At 45.5% G+C, this 17,300-nt stretch carries 14 protein-coding genes; all 14 read right to left on the minus strand.

Going from position 1 to position 17,300, the window contains the following annotated elements; translation table 11 throughout:
* Positions 1-395 precede the first annotated feature (395 nt).
* The 14 genes from E4U82_RS20010 to E4U82_RS20015 all read right to left on the minus strand — a co-directional run bounded on the left by E4U82_RS20010 (position 396) and on the right by E4U82_RS20015 (position 17,194).
* The gene (locus E4U82_RS20010; RefSeq protein ID WP_167751454.1) at positions 396-716 is read right to left on the minus strand and encodes a polymorphic toxin type 44 domain-containing protein; all 321 of its coding nucleotides are present in this window, start codon (positions 714-716) and stop codon (positions 396-398) included.
* A gap of 337 nt (positions 717-1,053) precedes the next feature.
* Positions 1,054-1,434, minus strand: coding sequence for a hypothetical protein (locus E4U82_RS15935; protein WP_135111177.1), 381 nt, complete (start codon positions 1,432-1,434; stop codon positions 1,054-1,056).
* Between the two features lie 288 nt (positions 1,435-1,722).
* Positions 1,723-1,953 (minus strand): hypothetical protein, encoded by a 231-nt coding sequence (locus E4U82_RS15940; RefSeq protein ID WP_135111178.1) that lies wholly within the window; start codon positions 1,951-1,953, stop codon positions 1,723-1,725.
* Positions 1,954-2,791: 838 nt separating this feature from the next.
* Positions 2,792-4,189, minus strand: coding sequence for a Fe-S cluster assembly protein SufB (gene sufB, locus E4U82_RS15945; protein WP_135111179.1), 1,398 nt, complete (start codon positions 4,187-4,189; stop codon positions 2,792-2,794).
* A 61-nt stretch (positions 4,190-4,250) separates the two neighbouring features.
* Entirely contained in the window at positions 4,251-4,682 is a 432-nt protein-coding gene (gene sufU, locus E4U82_RS15950) for a Fe-S cluster assembly sulfur transfer protein SufU (protein WP_135111180.1), read from the minus strand.
* Positions 4,672-5,892 (minus strand): cysteine desulfurase, encoded by a 1,221-nt coding sequence (locus tag E4U82_RS15955; RefSeq protein WP_135111181.1) that lies wholly within the window; start codon positions 5,890-5,892, stop codon positions 4,672-4,674. The genes sufU and E4U82_RS15955 overlap by 11 nt, the downstream gene beginning before the upstream one ends.
* On the minus strand, positions 5,892-7,202 hold the full coding sequence (gene sufD / locus E4U82_RS15960; protein WP_135111182.1) for a Fe-S cluster assembly protein SufD: 1,311 nt from the start codon (positions 7,200-7,202) through the stop codon (positions 5,892-5,894). Before sufD ends, E4U82_RS15955 begins: the two co-directional genes overlap by 1 nt.
* Positions 7,203-7,219: 17 nt before the next feature.
* Entirely contained in the window at positions 7,220-8,005 is a 786-nt protein-coding gene (gene sufC, locus E4U82_RS15965) for a Fe-S cluster assembly ATPase SufC (protein ID WP_135111183.1), read from the minus strand.
* Between the two features lie 755 nt (positions 8,006-8,760).
* Complete coding sequence (gene argH, locus E4U82_RS15970) at positions 8,761-10,167, minus strand: argininosuccinate lyase (protein WP_135111184.1); 1,407 nt, start codon at positions 10,165-10,167, stop codon at positions 8,761-8,763.
* Complete coding sequence (locus E4U82_RS15975) at positions 10,164-11,426, minus strand: argininosuccinate synthase (RefSeq protein WP_135111185.1); 1,263 nt, start codon at positions 11,424-11,426, stop codon at positions 10,164-10,166. Before E4U82_RS15975 ends, argH begins: the two co-directional genes overlap by 4 nt.
* 35 nt (positions 11,427-11,461) lie before the next feature.
* The gene (argF, locus tag E4U82_RS15980) at positions 11,462-12,424 is read right to left on the minus strand and encodes an ornithine carbamoyltransferase (RefSeq protein ID WP_135111186.1); all 963 of its coding nucleotides are present in this window, start codon (positions 12,422-12,424) and stop codon (positions 11,462-11,464) included.
* Positions 12,425-15,655 carry a carbamoyl-phosphate synthase (glutamine-hydrolyzing) large subunit gene (carB, locus tag E4U82_RS15985; protein WP_135111187.1) on the minus strand — a complete coding sequence of 1,077 codons (3,231 nt, stop codon included), beginning with the start codon at positions 15,653-15,655 and terminating at the stop codon, positions 12,425-12,427.
* A gap of 239 nt (positions 15,656-15,894) precedes the next feature.
* Positions 15,895-16,833, minus strand: a complete 939-nt coding sequence (locus E4U82_RS15990; RefSeq protein WP_135111188.1) for a fumarylacetoacetate hydrolase family protein — start codon at positions 16,831-16,833, stop codon at positions 15,895-15,897.
* A 217-nt stretch (positions 16,834-17,050) separates the two neighbouring features.
* On the minus strand, positions 17,051-17,194 hold the full coding sequence (locus E4U82_RS20015) for a YuzK family famiily protein (RefSeq protein ID WP_167751453.1): 144 nt from the start codon (positions 17,192-17,194) through the stop codon (positions 17,051-17,053).
* Between the last annotated feature and the right edge of the window lie 106 nt (positions 17,195-17,300).

Here is a 17,300-nt window from a genome sequence, read left to right on the forward strand (position 1 = left end):
AGAGCTGCCAAACGCTATGGCCATTATACCATGGCCATAGCGTTTGGCAGCTCTTTTGTATAATTTCCTATGACAGGTTCTCTGGCTAAATTTAAATGGTTGCGGACAAAAACTGCGGCCGCAAACAGTATAATTATCCAATTATTATTAAGTGTTGCGTAAAGAGAATATCCTGTTATTCCTATACATAATAAACAAAGGATGAAAGAAAAAAAATTGAAATTAAAGTTCAAAAGACAACATCCTAACATCTTCAATTTAAACCTTTTTATGTTAATTAATTATATAATTTCATTAGCAATTAGCATACAATGCGCAATGAAAAAAGGATAATTTATCATATAATCACTTAAGTGATTATATGATAAATATATCCTAATCCAATTATTATTTTATTAACGTGCGTATGTCTCTCCGTCACTAAACCCAGCTTTGATTGCATTTCTGTCTCCGGCATCCTCCGGCGTACCTAGATGTCCACCTGCATACTCGCCTCCCCAAAGGAGTATTTGTTCTGGGAACAAGAATTCACCAGTATAACCATAGTTATAGTTTCCGATATACTCTGAAGTCATAGTTTGTGTTCCAGTATATGTTTGTGCAGACCATGTTTTATTGTAAGGGGCAAAGCCTGATACACTCTTATAATCCCATGGACCACCAGCTTCTACTTCCCCTTTCCACCAGAATGCAGTACCACTTAAAGCTATATTCAAGGCATTTCCTGTTGTTAAATTTGCGTAGTACAGATCCCAGTAATAATCTTCTACTTCTTGTCTGTTACTTTCTACTAAACTAGTTAAATTTATATAAGTTGATAGACTACCTATCTCACCATTACTAGTCTCCGATTGACTAGAAATTTCTGCCTCCCCGCTATTTAGTATGGGGGCAGAAGGTAGTTTAGGAGGTTTTATACGGAGAGGCGGGCATGATAGCATGGGATGCGTGAGCCAATATCCTTTGATACTGGCGTCTTGGCTCGTGAATCATGCCCGCAGAGGCTCCGTGTCAAACCGACTACGATTCTATCTTTTGGTTATGCTCCCAACATCAAATAGCGAGGAGCCAAATTTCTTTAATCGTTTCTCCAGATTCCATTTGGACTTTATAATTCTTATCAATATGAGCATAACCTTCACTTACTACCTTATTAGCAGATTCTAAACTTTTTACATAATGATGGTAAACCTCATCTATTGCATTTAATTCTGCTTTGTTTGCCTCTAATGTACTTAAGTCAAATTGACCGTTTTCTGTTATTTTTATAATATTCATCTCTACAGCTTTGCTATGTAATTCTTCAATTGATGTAGGATCACTTACCTCCGAAGCAGAGATATTTACTGTAGTTCCAAGCAAGATTCCACCTGTGATTATCATAGTAATAAGGATTTTGTTTAAATTAAATTGTGTATTTAATTTAATTTTCATAACAATTCCTCCAAGATTAATATTACTTCCCGATCGGTAAGTTTATAACTAGTATAATCACACACACTAACATATTTACCGGTTATCCTAAAGGGGGGGGGATGTTTTCATAGTTAAAAAAAAGCATCCTTTTAACACAGGAATTCATGATCTAAAGGACTTCAAGATGTTCTGGAAAAACGGCTTAAAGGCGGCTTAATATTACCTTTTTTCATCCGAACAAAGTATTTTCAGGAATTTTAAGGTCATCAAACAACATTTTACCGGAAAAATAGGCTCTTATAATTTTTATGTTGATTTACGGAATTCCCCGTTTTGGAGCAAACCAGTAGTATGCTCTTTATTTTTAATATAAAAAATGTATGATGACCAAAACAGCTGCAATAATTCCAAATTAGAAACGAATAAAGTGCTATTTAATTCCTTCAATAGATTAAAAAGACTCTCAAAGTCTATTGTATATTCTTCGCCTATGTTGCGTATTGCATCTCTAATTGAATTGACCTGACTGTCACTCATCATAATTCACTCTTCGTATAATAAGTTTTAAGTTCACAGTTGATGCCAATTTCCACTTTGTTTCGTTCCTGACAAATGAATCTATGATTTTGGATCCCGAGCTTGCCGGAACACAATGTCGGATTTGGATGCTTTGGGATATTCCTAAATAATGACCTTAGGATCGCTGGGTACAATGCTAATCCCCCTTGTAGCCCGTCTAATTAATAAATCTGCATCCACAGATTCTTGTTTGAACGTCTAACCCGTAGGCCGTTCCTCCGAATCTCCATGCTGGATACGAACAGTTCCAGGCAGCTAATGGTCCGTACGAGTATTCATATGCTAGGCTGACTGATCGGCAAGCCATTTGGTTGCATCCCAAAGCATCCGATCCAACCCGATCCAAAAGAAAGAGAAGAAACTGATATGCCCTTATTTAGTCGGTAATGACGCAAGCTCAGCACCAGATATAATCAATCCACGACCACTAAGAACGGACATGCCGAATCCAATCCAAAAAACAATTTTAAGATGATTGTCGGTGTCAACATTTTTCAAAACTTAAAATCGCTCAATTGTTTACCCGCCATTCATTGTTATCCATATTATAATCTAAATTCCGACATTTTAATTAAACCTTCAACATTTTAAAAAAAATCACTCAAAAATACCGTCAATGATCGCTGAATAATAACAACCCCCAAGGGGGGGGATTTACTGGCTTTAAAACATTCTGCCGCTGAGCACTTGAGCCGGAGATGACTCATGTGGCTAACGAATATTCACAGCTGAATGTTATCATTTTTTATTGAAAAAGAGCCCGCCGCAGCGAGCTCTCTGATTTCTGCATTTCCAATTAACCGATCGAACCTTCCATTTCCATCTTAATCAGACGGTTCATTTCAACGGCATATTCCATTGGCAGTTCTTTCGTGAACGGCTCGATGAAGCCCATGACAATCATTTCGGTGGCTTCTTCTTCACCAAGTCCCCTGCTCATCAGGTAGAAGAGCTGCTCCTCGGAAACTTTGGAAACCTTGGCTTCGTGTTCCAATGAAATATTGTCATTGTTGATTTCGTTATATGGAATCGTATCAGATGTGGATTCGTTATCCATGATTAACGTATCACATTCAATGTTCGAACGGGCGCCGGTAGCTTTTTTCCCGAAATCAACCATTCCGCGGTAGGTTACTTTGCCGCCCTGTTTGGAAATCGACTTGGACACAATGGTCGACGACGTATTCGGTGCCAGGTGATGCATTTTGGCACCTGCATCCTGATGCTGGCCTTTACCGGCAATGGCAATCGATAATGTGTTGCCGCGTGCGCCCTGGCCTCTTAACAGGATGGATGGATATTTCATGGTTAATTTAGAACCGATGTTGCCGTCAATCCATTCCATTGTGGCATTTTCATAAGCTGTCGCCCGTTTGGTAACCAGGTTATACACGTTATTGGCCCAGTTTTGGATTGTCGTATAGCGGCAGTACGCGTCTTTGTGAACAAAGATTTCAACAACCGCACTGTGTAGTGAATTCGTTGTATAGACCGGTGCTGTACAGCCTTCCACATAGTGTACAGACGATCCTTCATCCGCAATGATCAGCGTCCGCTCGAATTGACCCATATTTTCCGAATTAATCCGGAAGTATGCCTGCAATGGTGTTTTTGCTTCCACACCTTTTGGAACATAGATGAATGAACCACCGGACCAAACAGCCGAGTTCAATGCGGCAAATTTATTATCCGATGGCGGAATCACTTTGCCGAAATATTTTCTGAACAGGTCTTCATTTTCCTTAAGTGCTGTGTCTGTATCCTTGAAAATAATGCCCAATTCTTCAAGATCTTCTTTCAGGCTATGGTAAACAACCTCTGATTCATACTGTGCGGATACACCGGCAAGGTATTTTTGCTCAGCTTCCGGGATACCCAGTTTATCAAATGTCTGTTTAATTTCTGCGGGCACTTCATCCCATGTTTTCCCTTGAAATTCTGATGGTTTAACATAATAGACAATCTCGTCAAAATCAAGTTCAGACAGGTCGCCGCCCCACTGTGGCATTGGTTTTTTATAAAATTGCTCCAACGCTTTCAGGCGATAATCAAGCATCCACTGTGGTTCTTCCTTCATTTTTGAAATTTCTTCAACTACGCCACGTGTCAACCCTTTTCCGGAACGAAATACTGAAACGTCCTTATCATGAAAGCCATATTTGTACTCGCCCAATTCTGGCATTTCTTTTGCCATGAATATACCTCCTTTAAAGTGTTCTTTCTATCATTCACGTTTACCCCAAAATGACTGTCTGCTATTCTTGAACACCTTTTTCCATTGCCTTCCAGGCCAGAGTTGCACATTTGATTCGCGCCGGGAATTGGGAAACACCCTGTAATGATGCGACTTCTTCCATATCGAGTTTCTCTGTATCCACGTCCTCTCCAAGCATCATGTTAGAGAAAGCTTTCGACATGTTTAAGGCGTCATCAAGCTTTTTCCCTTTGATGGCCTGGGTCATCATCGATGCGGATGACATGCTGATGGAACAGCCTTCCCCGTTGAATTTGGCATCCTGAACAACACCGTCTTCCACCTGCAATTGCAGCTGTATCCGGTCACCACATGTCGGATTGTTCATATCCACGGTCAGCGCATCTCCATCGACCGTTCCCTTGTTTCTCGGATTTTTATAGTGATCCATGATGACCTGTCTGTACAGTGTATCAAGGTTGTTAAAAGACATCGCCAAAATACTCCTTCGTTTTCAAAAGTCCATCAAACAGGCGATCAACATCCTCTTCCGTGTTATATAAATAGAAACTTGCCCGGGCCGTTGCACTGACTTCCAGCCATTTCATCAACGGCTGTGCACAGTGATGACCGGCGCGAACAGCAATACCTTCCGCATCAAGTACCGTCGCAGCATCATGCGGATGGACATCGCCCAGATTAAAGGTCACCAGAGCTGCACGCTTTTCCGGACCGTAAATGCTGATACCGTCTATGGTGCGTAATTTTTCCATTGTGTAGTCGGCTAGTTTCTGTTCATGCGCCGTAATATTATCCATGCCCACGTCATTCAAAAAATCAATTGCCGCACCAAGTCCGATAGCCCCAGCGATAATGGGCGTCCCACCTTCAAATTTCCACGGGAGTTCTTTCCATGTTGCATCATAAAGGTTGACAAAGTCAATCATCTCGCCGCCAAATTCCACCGGTTCCATTTCTTCCAGCAATTTTCGCTTGCCGTAAAGAACGCCAACGCCGGTGGGACCACACATTTTATGACCGGAAAAGGCATAAAAGTCACAGTCCATATCCTGAACATCCACGTTCATGTGTGGTGCACCCTGTGCGCCGTCAACAACGATCACCGCGCCGTTTTGATGGGCAATTTCAGCTATTTCCTTAACAGGATTAATCGTCCCGAGAACGTTCGATACGTGTGTAATCGCGACAATTTTCGTCTTTCCGGTTACCGTTTCACGCATGTCTTCCAATGAAACCGTTCCATCCTGCTGCATGGGCACATATTTCAAGGTTGCCCCTGTCACTTTGGCCACCTGCTGCCAGGGGATCAGGTTACTGTGATGTTCCATCGGCGTGATGACAATTTCATCCCCCGCGTTCAGGTTGGCACGCGCGAAACTTGAGGCAACGGTATTGATTGATGTGGTCGTGCCGCGTGTAAAAATCACTTCAGCCGTACTTTTCGCATTGATAAATCTCCGCACCGTTTCACGGGCGCCTTCATACTTCTCGGTTGCCCTTGTTCCCAATGTATGAACACCACGATGCACGTTAGAGTTATCTTCTCTGTAATACGCATCGACAGCATCAATGACAGGGAGTGGCTTCTGGGATGTAGCGGATGAATCGAGATATACCAGGGGATGCCCATTCACTTCCTGATTTAAAATCGGAAACTGTTCCCGAATGGCATTTGCATCCATTAGTATACCTTCCTTTCAATAACCTGCCTCAACTGTGTTTTGACAGATTCAATCGGCAGTTGACCGACTACAGGCTCAAGGAACCCGTGTATAACGAGACGTTCCGCTTCATGACGGCTAATACCGCGGCTCATCAGATAATACAGCTGAACTGGGTCAACACGGCCGACTGATGCGGCGTGTCCTGCTTCAACGTCATCCTCATCAATCAACAGAATCGGATTGGCATCGCCGCGTGCGTCTTTACTTAACATCAATACGCGTGATTCCTGCTCCGCATTTGATTTTGATGCGCCGTGCTCAATTTTGCCGACGCCATTGAAGATCGACCGTGCTTTACCTTTCATGACACCATGCTGCAGGATATGCCCTTCTGTGAATTTGCCGAAGTGAACGATTTGCGATGTGAAGTTCTGCGACTGATTGCCACGGCCGACTGTAACCGTTTTGGCATTGGACCATGAGTTTTCACCAATCAGATGCGTCACATTTTCAGAGACTGTATTCCCCTCATTCATTTGGCCGAGCGCCCACTCAATGCGTGCATCACGATAGGTGACACCCCGACGGTTGATATAAGTCGTTGTTCCTTCTGCAAAGTTATCAACCCCGCCAAAGGAAATATGCGCATTGTTATTGGCAATGACTTCAGTCACGATATTGGCTACGGTTTCCTGCTCACGGTTCTGGGAGAAATAATTCTCCACATATGTCAATGAGCTGTTATCATCTGCCACGACCAGCACATGGTTGAACATCGCAGCTTCCGGATCTTCCTGCCAGAAAATGACTTGCAGCGGTTCTTCCAGTTGAACATTTTTCGGAACATAGACGAACGCCCCGCCGTTCATCAGCGCTGCATGCAGCGCGGTAAGCCGGTGTTCATCGACTGAAACGGCATCTTTCATGTAATAACGCTTGACGAGATCTTCATGCTCGTTAAGTGCTGTAAAGATATCCGTGAAAATGACCCCTTTATCAGCAAGCTCCTGGCTTAACGATGCATAGGCAACCGTATGATTGCGTTGTATTAAAAGGTTTTGCTGTGTCTTCTCCTGATCAAGGAAATCCTGTATATCTTCAGGCAGCTTATCCAGTGATGCAATTTTTTCGCCTTTCGCTGCATCAAGTTTGAACCTGTTGAAATTCCACTTGGTAATGTTCGTCTTGTCAGGTTGTGGCATTTCCAGCGAATCAGCCTGATCTATAGCTTGAAGGCGTAAATCCCGCATCCAGTCCGGTTCATTATTATCTTGAGAAAACCGGGTGATATAATCCTGATCGTATGGCAGCTTTGTTTCGACAGTCATGTTACCCCTCCTCGCTTTTAGACTTCCTGCTCGACATTTTCGTCTTCAATACCAAGTTCCTGCTTGATCCAGTCATAACCTTCAGCTTCAAGGCGCTGGGCCAGTTCAGGTCCGCCTGATTTCACAACCCGGCCCTGCATCATAACGTGTACTTTATCCGGTGTAATGTAGTTCAACAACCGCTGATAGTGTGTAATGATCAGGCAGCCAAATTGATCGTCACGCAGTTTGTTGATTCCTTTTGAGACAACTTTCAATGCGTCAATATCCAGTCCGGAGTCAATCTCATCCAGAATGGCAATTTCCGGTTTCAACAGCATAAGCTGGAGAATCTCATTACGCTTTTTCTCACCGCCTGAGAAACCTTCGTTCAAATAGCGCTGGGCCATGTTTTTATCAATTTCCAAATAATCCAGAACCTCATCCATTTCTTTGATGAATTTCATCAGTGGAATTTCATCGCCTTCTTCACGGCGTGCGTTGATGGATGAACGCAGAAAATCGGATGTTGTGACTCCGCTGATTTCACTCGGATATTGCATGCCGAGGAAAAGACCGGCTTTTGCACGTTCATCAACATCCATTTCCAGAACTTCTTTCCCGTCCAGGAGAACACTGCCTTCTGTGATTTCATAATGCGGGTGACCCATGATCGCAGAAGCAAGTGTTGATTTACCCGTTCCGTTCGGCCCCATGACCGCATGAAATTCGCCACCCTTTATCGTAAGGTTGACACCTTTTAATATTTCGTTTCCCTCAATTTCAACATGAAGATTTTTAATCTCAAGTGTTGAGCCTGCCATATCGATACCTCCAATTACTGTTATTATGCTATTTTTGGAAATGGATATGTAGTCATCCATTCTCAATCTATTCTCATTACAATCTTAAATCATTTCGAAAGTAATATCAACTCCGGAAGGCTATGTGTTTTGGATAACTGTCCGACCATCACCGGCTGACAATATCTATTATAATACATGTCCCATTACGTGTTAAATAAGTTGTACCAAGCAAAAGCGCAGGGTGCCCGTTTAGCGACGTACAAACTGCGCCTGTGCATCACAGGTGGGTCGGCGTTGCCGCGCATCGGGCGGGGTTAGCCGATCCTCCCCACTAGCCGCAATGAGATAAAAGAAACGCGGTGAGCTGGGTGAGGCGATGTTGACTTATCGTAGTGGAGGAGTGTGAAGTTTGCTAGTCACTGGGCGCTGGAGCTGGACGTGGCTTATAAGCCGCCAGCTACCCACAGTACTTTCAATCTATAATTTCCTGGACTATAAGAAAAGCGCAAGCGCCTTGTTCACCCCCGAAAAGCTTAAGCAAGAATTTGCAGTGGCGGGTTTGGCCACGTAAAATTATTGCTTAAGACCTCGAGGGGGTAGGCGCTGGCCGGCTAAGTTCGGCACGTCCTGTGCCAACGCCGGCACTAGTACCTCCTGTACGTCGAAGCTGGACATGGCTATTGCTGACAAAGAGCTTAATATAGCCAAAAATTTTATACTTTCTTATCTTTGAACAAAATGCCCGGTTTATATTAACCGGGCACCCGAGCTCCTTATATGGTTGCTTTCTTTTCGTACCACGCATGGTTTTCTCGCAGCAATTCTGATGCTTGTTCCAGCTGGTTTCTGACGCTTTCTTTGCCAGTTCCGCCGTTTGCTTTACGGGCGTTGACGACTGCTTCGGGACTTAGTGCTTCGAAAATGTCTGCTTCGATCAAACTGGCAAATGACTTGAATTCATTCAGGGATAGATCCAATAAATATTTCCCCTGATGAATACAGTGCAGCACGATATTGCCGACCGCCTCATGGGATTCCCTGAATGTCATTCCTTTGCCGGTCAGATAATCTGCGAGGTCAGTTGCATTGGAGTAATCCTGTCTGACCGCCGCATACATCGACTCTTTTTTCACGTGCATCGTTTCAATCATTGGTGCAAACAAAGCCAGAGCACCGCGCAGCGTTTCGGCTGTGTCAAACATGCCTTCTTTGTCTTCCTGCATATCTTTGTTATACGCAAGGGGGAGCCCCTTTAACGTTGTCAACATGCCGGTCAGGTGGCCATAAACACGACCAGTCTTCCCGCGCACAAGCTCAGGCACATCCGGATTTTTCTTCTGTGGCATCATGCTGCTTCCTGTACAAAAGGCGTCATCAAGCTCGATAAAGTTAAACTCGGCACTTGACCACTGCACCATTTCCTCACACAATCGTGAGAGGTGCATGGAAATGATTGATGCGTCTGCCAAAAATTCAACCACAAAATCACGGTCACTGACAGCATCCAGACTGTTTTCACAAACGCCATCAAAGTCGAGTTCACGCGCAACATATTCCCGGTCAATCGGGAAGGTCGTTCCTGCCAGGGCGCCGGCACCAAGCGGCATTTTATTGATCCGTTTCAGGCTATCGTCCAGCCGCTCCACATCACGCTGAAACATGAACAGATATGCCAGCATGTGATGGGCAAACAGAACTGGCTGTGCCCGTTGCAGGTGTGTGTATCCTGGCAGAATCGTGTCCACATTAGCTGTCGCTTGCTTATACAGTGATTCCTGAACATCCGTCAGCAATTGCACCAGCTCCAGAACAACTTCCCGTAAATACAGGCGCATATCGAGTGCCACCTGGTCGTTCCGGCTTCTTCCTGTATGAAGCTTGCCGCCGACAGGACCGATTTCATCAATCAGCAGCTTCTCCACATTCATATGAATATCTTCATGTTCTTCGATTAATTCCGCTTCACCATGTTCAATTTTATTGGCAACAGATTGCAGTCCATCCACGATCATATCAGCGTCATTTTCCGTTACGATGCCGCATTTTTTAAGCATCCTGACATGTGCCAGACTCCCTTTGATATCGTGATGCGCCAGCTTTTTGTCAAAATGAATGGATGCCGTATACTCATCCACTAACTGGTTGGCAGGTTTGGTGAATCGTCCGCCCCATAGTTTCATTGGTTCAGTGGTTCCTTTTCTTCGACATTTGCTTTGATATCTTCCAGCGTTTTCCCGTTTTGTTGGGATAGATTGATGGAAGAATGCACTTTCGTCGGGAGCCCCCATAGTTTAATAAACCCATTGGCCGCCTCATGATCGAATGCATCATCAGCGTTATAGGTTGCCAGATTAAAGTCGTAAAGGGACTGTTTTGATTCGCGACCAAGTGTATGCGCGTGCCCTTTATACAGTTTCATTTTGACTGTACCAGATACATATTGCTGGGTTTCTTTTACGAATGCTTTGAGGGCATCTGTTAATGGTGAATACCACAGACCATCATAGACTGTCTGCGCAAATTTTTGCTCGACACCCGGTTTAAAACGGGACGTCTCGCGGGTCAGGGTCAGTGACTCAAGCTCCTGATGGGCCGCGAGTAAAACGGACGCTGCCGGTGCTTCATAAATTTCTCTTGATTTAATGCCAACCAGACGATTTTCGACATGGTCGATCCGGCCGACACCATGCTTCCCTGCAATCTCATTCAGCGACATAATCAACTGAGACAGTTCAAGCTTTTGGCCGTTTAGGGAAACCGGCTTGCCCTGCTCAAACGCAATTTCAACTACATCAGGTTCATCAGGTGCCTCAATGGGATCATTTGTCAGATCATAGGCGTCTTTTGGTGGTTCTGCCCATGGATCTTCCAAAACGCCGCATTCGTTGCTCCGACCCCATAAGTTTTCATCAATACTGTACGGGCTATCCACCCCAACCGGAACCGGAATGTTGTGCTCTTGTGCAAACGCAATCTCTTCTTCTCTCGACATCGACCATTCTCTTACTGGAGCGACAACATCGAGGTTCGGATTCAGTCCGGCGAACGCAACATCAAACCGCACCTGGTCATTTCCTTTCCCGGTACATCCGTGCGCAACAGCTGTGGCGCCTTCTTTTTCCGCTATGTCAACAAGCAGCTTGGCGATCAATGGTCTTGAAAGGGCTGAAATGAGCGGGTATTTGCCCTCATATAATAAATTGGCCTGTAATGCCGGTAGAACATAATCGCTCGCAAACAATGATTTGGCATCGATGACATATGACTTCACAGCACCAACATCAAGCGCCTTCTGTTGAACAAATTCAAGATCTTTTCCTTCCCCGACGTCAATGGCTGCTGCGATAACGTCATAGCCATATTGGTCCTGCAACCATTTAACTGCAACAGACGTGTCAAGCCCTCCGGAATACGCCAACACGATTTTTTCTTTAGCCATTCGGATCCTCTCCTCGTATAGTATATTGAACGAAATCAACCCATTAATGCTGTCATAAGTGCTTTCTGGGCGTGCAATCTGTTCTCGGCCTGCTGAAAGACAACCGATTGTGTCCCGTCAATCACCTGTGCTGTAACTTCTTCACCACGGTGTGCTGGCAGACAATGCATAAAGATCGCATCGTCGGCGGCAAGCGTGCATAGTTCCGTGTTCACCTGAAAGCCGGAAAATGCTTTTTCCCGGTTAGTCTGTTCCTCTTCCTGCCCCATGCTTGCCCATACATCGGTATAAATGACATCAGCCTGGCGGACAGCGGCCTCCGGATCTGATGTGACGTCAACAGTGCTTCCGGAATGTTCAGCGATTGTCAAGGTATCCTGCACAACCGACGTGTCCGGCAGATAATCTTCAGGGGCGGCAATGCTGATAGACATCCCCATCATAGCGGCACCGATCATAAGCGAATGTGCCATATTGTTGCCATCACCGATATAGGCAAGGTTCAAACCGTTCAGCCCGCCTTTTATTTCCTTGATTGTCTGCAGATCAGCAAGCACCTGACACGGGTGATAACGATCTGTTAGTCCATTGATGACCGGAATCGTGGCGTTCTCCGCAAATTCCTCAAGGGCATCTTGAGAAAATGTCCGGATCAACATGCCATCAACGTAACCTGAGAGAACTTTTGCCGTATCTGCCAATGTTTCGCCTCTCCCCAGCTGCAGCGTATCCGAATTCAGAAAAATCCCTGCACCGCCCAGTTGGAAGATGCCTGCTTCAAAGGACACGCGCGTCCTTGTCGATGGCTTTTCAAACAGCATACCAAGCGTTTTTCCCTTCAATGGTTCGTCATGAATCCCGACTTTGTGCTCGTGTTTCAATTGGTCAGCCAGCTTCAGCAACCAAGCCAATTCGTTGTTGCTAAAATCAGCAAGTTTTAAACAGTCACGGCCTTTCAACTGATTACTGGCATGAGTAGGTACAGTCTCTGCTTTCATTTACATCGCACGCTCCTTCCGCCGATTCAGTCCTTGACTTTCATGCAAATAGTCGTTTACCGGAACAGGGGCCTCCTGCGACTGGCTCGCCGCGTACAAATAGGCAAGTAATGTTTCTGCCGATGTTAGGCATGTGGTATTAACGGCCAATGCTGCCTTCCTGAGCCGGGTGTGGTCATCCTCCATAAACGATTTCTGTGTGTCACAAACAAGCGTAAAACCATTTTCCGAACAAATCGTACAAGCTTCCGTAACACCCACCACTCGGTCAGCTTGAATGCCCTTCTTGCTGAGAGCAACGGCAGTTTCCGGGTCGGCAGCCAGTTCAGCTGGGCAATCAGCAAGCAGTGAATACAGTTGCTCTGGTACATTATCTGTTGAACTAAATGATACATATACCGGCTTTTGTGTTGCTATATCCGGCAGACTGCCTTCCGTCCAGCCGCACGCTTTTGCCAGCGCCTTCCCGACCGTTGAGCCTAACCCGATCGCTTCACCTGTCGATTGCATTTCCGGCCCCAAATAGGGATCAGCCCCGGACAATTTAGCAGTGGAAAAGACTGGTATCTTTACAGCATAGAAAGGGAGATCAGCATGTAGACCAAGCTTCCAGGACTGTTCTGCGAGCGGCTTGCCTGTTTGTACTTGTGCCGCCAGATCAATCAGCGGAACACCTGTTACTTTGCTAGCCATGGGTGCTGTTCTTGATGCACGCGGATTAACTTCCAGGACATACAATTCTTGTTTGTCCTCACTGACCACGAATTGTATATTGGCCATCCCCTGCAAGTGCAATTCCGCTGAGATCGCTTTTGTATACGATTCAATCAGTTGCTTTTGCGATTCTGAGAGATCCGGTGCCGGAAAGACGGCGATGCTGTCACCGGAGTGGGTTCCTGCTCGTTCAACATGCTGGAACACACCGGGTATCAGCACATCTTCCCCATCACAGACAACATCAATTTCAAACTCATGACCCGGAATAAAGCGGTCGATTAACAGTGGGAAAATGGCTGATTCCGATGCTTTCTCTGCCAATCCGTTCAAATATGTCATTAGTTCAGACGCATTGTGCAAAATGACCATGCCGCTTCCGCCGATCACGTAAGATGGGCGCACCAGAACCGGATAACCAATTTCATCTGCTGTCGTGACAGCCTCTTCAGACCCTTTCACCGTTTTGCCCGGTATATGGGGGATATCAAGCTTCTGCAGCAGCTGATAGAACTTCTCGCGGTCTTCTGCAGCATTGATGGCCTGTAATGACGTGCCATAAATCGGAATGCCGGCTTGAGCCAGTTCTTCCACAAGGTTGATGGCTGTCTGTCCACCGAATTGTATCATTACACCATCAGCTTGTTCGTTCTGGACAATGGCTAATACGTCTTCAGCTGTCAGTGGTTCAAAGTAAAGGTGATCGGCCGTGCTATAGTCTGTGCTGACCGTTTCCGGGTTATTGTTGATCACAATGGCATTGATCCCCTGATCCTGTAGTGACTTCGCTGCATGAACTGAGCAGTAGTCAAATTCAATTCCTTGACCAACCCTGATTGGACCTGCTCCCAGCACAACGACCTTTTGACCTTTCAATGGGATTGCTTCATTCGTGCCTCCCCATGTACTGTAAAAATAGCCCGTACCAGCCGACATTTCTGCTGCGCCTGTATCGACCTTCTGATATGCAGGAGACATGTTCAGGGAAAGTTCCTGGACAGCACGTGGATCCATGTCGAGAAGAAAGGACAGTACCTGATCTGAAAATCCCATCATTTTAGCTGTTTTCCATTCATTCCGGGTGACAGCTTCCCGGCCTTTTTTCGTCAGCTGATGCTCCATCTCGATGACCGAGGCTATCCCGTTTAGGAAATAGCGGGTGATACCTGTCAGCTCGTGGACATGATCGATCGAAAACCCGCGTCTGATTGCTTCTGCTGTCGCAAACAGACGTTCATCCGTCGTATTCTCCAGCGCACTTTCAATGGCATCCGCCGTCCAATCAGACAAAAACGGAAAATGACTGATTCCGGTATCAAGCGACCGGACCGCTTTATTTAAAGCAGCCGGGAAATTGTCTGACAGTGCCATCACTTCTCCTGTTGCCTTCATTTGAGTCCCAAGAGTTCTGTCAGCTGATCCGAATTTTTCAAAAGGCCAGCGTGGTATTTTAACTGCAACATAATCGAGTTCCGGTTCAAAACCCGCATAGCTATGGCCGGTCATCGGATTCTGCAATTCATTGAGATGCCAGCCCATGGCAATCTTGGTCGCCACTCTGGCAATCGGATAACCGGTCGCTTTTGATGCGAGCGCGCTTGAGCGGCTGACCCGTGGGTTGACTTCAATAATCACATATTCACCACTTTCCGGATTCACTCCGAATTGAATGTTGCATCCACCAACAACGCCAAGTGCCCGAATCACTTTGAAGGAGACACTACGGAGTATTTGCTGCTGATCGCCGCTCAACGTCTTAGAAGGTGCAACAACAACACTGTCGCCTGTATGAACGCCCGCTGGATCAATGTTCTCCATATCACAGACAATCACACAGTCGTCATCGGCATCCCGGATCACTTCATATTCGATTTCTTTCCAGCCTTTTATACTTTGTTCAACAAGCACCTGTCCAACCGGGCTGACATCCAGCCCGTGCTGTACAACTTTCAGAAGTTCTTCTTTGGTTTCGGCAATCCCCCCGCCGGCTCCGCCTAGTGTATAGGCTGGTCTGACAATAATCGGGAAACCAGCCGTCTGTGAAAAGCGGACCGCATCGCTTGCTGTATGAACCGATAAGCTTTCCGGAACGGGTTCGCCAATATGTTTCATCGTCGATTTGAAAATATCGCGGTCTTCACCTTTTTGGATAGCATCTAACGAGGTACCAAGGAGTTCCACTTTATAGCGCTCCAATACACCTGCTTCATGCAATGTTACTGCCAAATTCAAACCTGTCTGTCCGCCTAGTGTCGGCAATATCCCATCCGGCTGCTCTTTCTGAATAATGGAAGTGAGCGAGTCCGTCGTTAAAGGCTCCAGATAGACATGATCAGCCATTGCTTGGTCTGTCATAATGGTAGCCGGATTATTATTGACAAGTATCACGCGGGCGCCCTCTTCTTTCAGCGCCAGGCAAGCCTGTGTTCCGGAATAATCGAATTCAGCTGCCTGCCCAATGATGATGGGGCCCGATCCAATTACAAGTACTTTCCGGATATGCTGTAATGTCGCCATACTGTATCACCCCTTCTGCTGATTCTTTCGCTCTTCTGCTGATTCTCGCGCTCTTCTGCTGATTCTTTCGCTCTTCTGCCGATTCTCGCACTCTTCTGCTGATTCTTTCGCCCATTTTTTAATACTTATAAAATGTTATGTATTATTATGCAACAGAATTTATATTAATGCAATACATGTTGTGAATTTTTTTCAAAAAAATACGTGCAGATCGTTGTACCGATCTGCACGCGTATCATTTACTTCTTCATTTCCGTCACTTTATTCTCCATTCGGCCGATGTTGTCAATTTCAACCGTTACAATGTCGTCATCTTCCACAAACTGCGGCGGATTCATGCCCATGCCGACTCCATTGGGCGTGCCTGTCATGATCAGGTCACCGGGTTTTAATGTCATTAGAGAAGAAATGAATTCAATCAGAAACGGAATATCAAAGATGAGTTGTTCTGTCGTTGCGGATTGCCGCAGTTCCCCGTTGACGTATGAGCGGACAGCTAAATTGCCCGCGTCATGCACTTCATCAGAAGTCACCACCCACGGGCCTACAGGTGTCGACCGATCTAACGTCTTCCCCTGCAGCCATTGCGGTGTGCGCTTCTGCAGATCACGGGCCGACATATCATTGCCGATGGTATAACCGGCAATATAATCGAGTGCCTCGTCGCGATTGACATGTGTTGCCTCTTTTCCGATGACTGCTGTCAGCTCAGCCTCATAGTCAAGTTTCTGGACAAATGCCGGTTTTTCAATCAGCTCCTCAGGACCGATCAACGCATTGGCAAATTTGGCAAACAAGACCGGATAATCCGGAACACTGCTATCCATTTCGGCTGCATGTGCCGCATAATTTTTGCCGACACAAATGACCTTTCCAGGAGACGGAACAGGAGTGGAAAGATCAACATCAGCGCGGTTGAAGCTGATATCTTTCACATGATTCGCCTCTGCATATTTCTTTACGTCTTTCACCTGTTCGATAACGTGATGACCATTTAAAAAAAATGTCGCCGGATCCGCCGGGACAAGCCTATCCGCAGCATTTGCCAGCTCATCGTTCAACTCAGATCGCTGCAATCTTTTCCAGGCTTCCTGCAGGTCAACGATATTTTCATCATGCATAAAGCCCATCCTTGCTGGTCCAGGATAGCCTTTTATTTGGTAACTTAATAATTTCAAAATAAGCGCCTCCTTGATGTTTTCGGTTATATAGATATTCGACTTCAACCATAATAATCCCTGTTCTAATGGCAACTTTTTTAAAAAGATTTCCGAAAACCCAGTAAAAATGAAACGTTGTCAAGGGGCCAAGCTTCCAAAAACCGTCCACTGATCTAACTTCCATCCATAAACGTAAAAAATCCGACAACCCTATCAGGGAATGCCGGATTTTCAATTATCGTGTATACATATGACTGTCAATTTCAGCTGACATCTGTTTACATTTTTCATATTCATCCTGCCGTCTTTTTTCCACGGCTATGCGTTTATCCAGTTTCCTTTCATACTCCTCATAGCCAATCTTGTTCGATTGTTGCATGGCTTTCTCCATTTCCGGAGTGTAATGCATCTTTATTCCACTATAAATAGTGAATCATCCTTTCGTTTGATTACGGTAGCAAGCATACCACATACACAATACCCGC

The sequence above is a fragment of the Lentibacillus salicampi genome, from assembly GCF_004565465.1.
Classification (GTDB): domain Bacteria; phylum Bacillota; class Bacilli; order Bacillales; family Amphibacillaceae; genus Lentibacillus; species Lentibacillus salicampi.

What these genes read in the sequence shown, in the direction of transcription:
- sufU (WP_135111180.1), bottom strand. Translation starts at nt 4,682, where the DNA reads ATGTCTTTTAACAACCTTGATACACTGTACAGACAGGTCATCATGGAT.
- E4U82_RS15975 (WP_135111185.1), bottom strand. Translation starts at nt 11,426, where the DNA reads ATGGCTAAAGAAAAAATCGTGTTGGCGTATTCCGGAGGGCTTGACACG.
- sufB (WP_135111179.1), bottom strand. Translation starts at nt 4,189, where the DNA reads ATGGCAAAAGAAATGCCAGAATTGGGCGAGTACAAATATGGCTTTCAT.
- E4U82_RS20015 (WP_167751453.1), bottom strand. Translation starts at nt 17,194, where the DNA reads ATGCAACAATCGAACAAGATTGGCTATGAGGAGTATGAAAGGAAACTG.
- E4U82_RS15955 (WP_135111181.1), bottom strand. Translation starts at nt 5,892, where the DNA reads ATGGATGCAAATGCCATTCGGGAACAGTTTCCGATTTTAAATCAGGAA.
- E4U82_RS15940 (WP_135111178.1), bottom strand. Translation starts at nt 1,953, where the DNA reads ATGAGTGACAGTCAGGTCAATTCAATTAGAGATGCAATACGCAACATA.
- sufC (WP_135111183.1), bottom strand. Translation starts at nt 8,005, where the DNA reads ATGGCAGGCTCAACACTTGAGATTAAAAATCTTCATGTTGAAATTGAG.
- E4U82_RS15935 (WP_135111177.1), bottom strand. Translation starts at nt 1,434, where the DNA reads ATGAAAATTAAATTAAATACACAATTTAATTTAAACAAAATCCTTATT.
- argF (WP_135111186.1), bottom strand. Translation starts at nt 12,424, where the DNA reads ATGAAAGCAGAGACTGTACCTACTCATGCCAGTAATCAGTTGAAAGGC.
- carB (WP_135111187.1), bottom strand. Translation starts at nt 15,655, where the DNA reads ATGGCGACATTACAGCATATCCGGAAAGTACTTGTAATTGGATCGGGC.
- sufD (WP_135111182.1), bottom strand. Translation starts at nt 7,202, where the DNA reads ATGACTGTCGAAACAAAGCTGCCATACGATCAGGATTATATCACCCGG.
- argH (WP_135111184.1), bottom strand. Translation starts at nt 10,167, where the DNA reads ATGAAACTATGGGGCGGACGATTCACCAAACCTGCCAACCAGTTAGTG.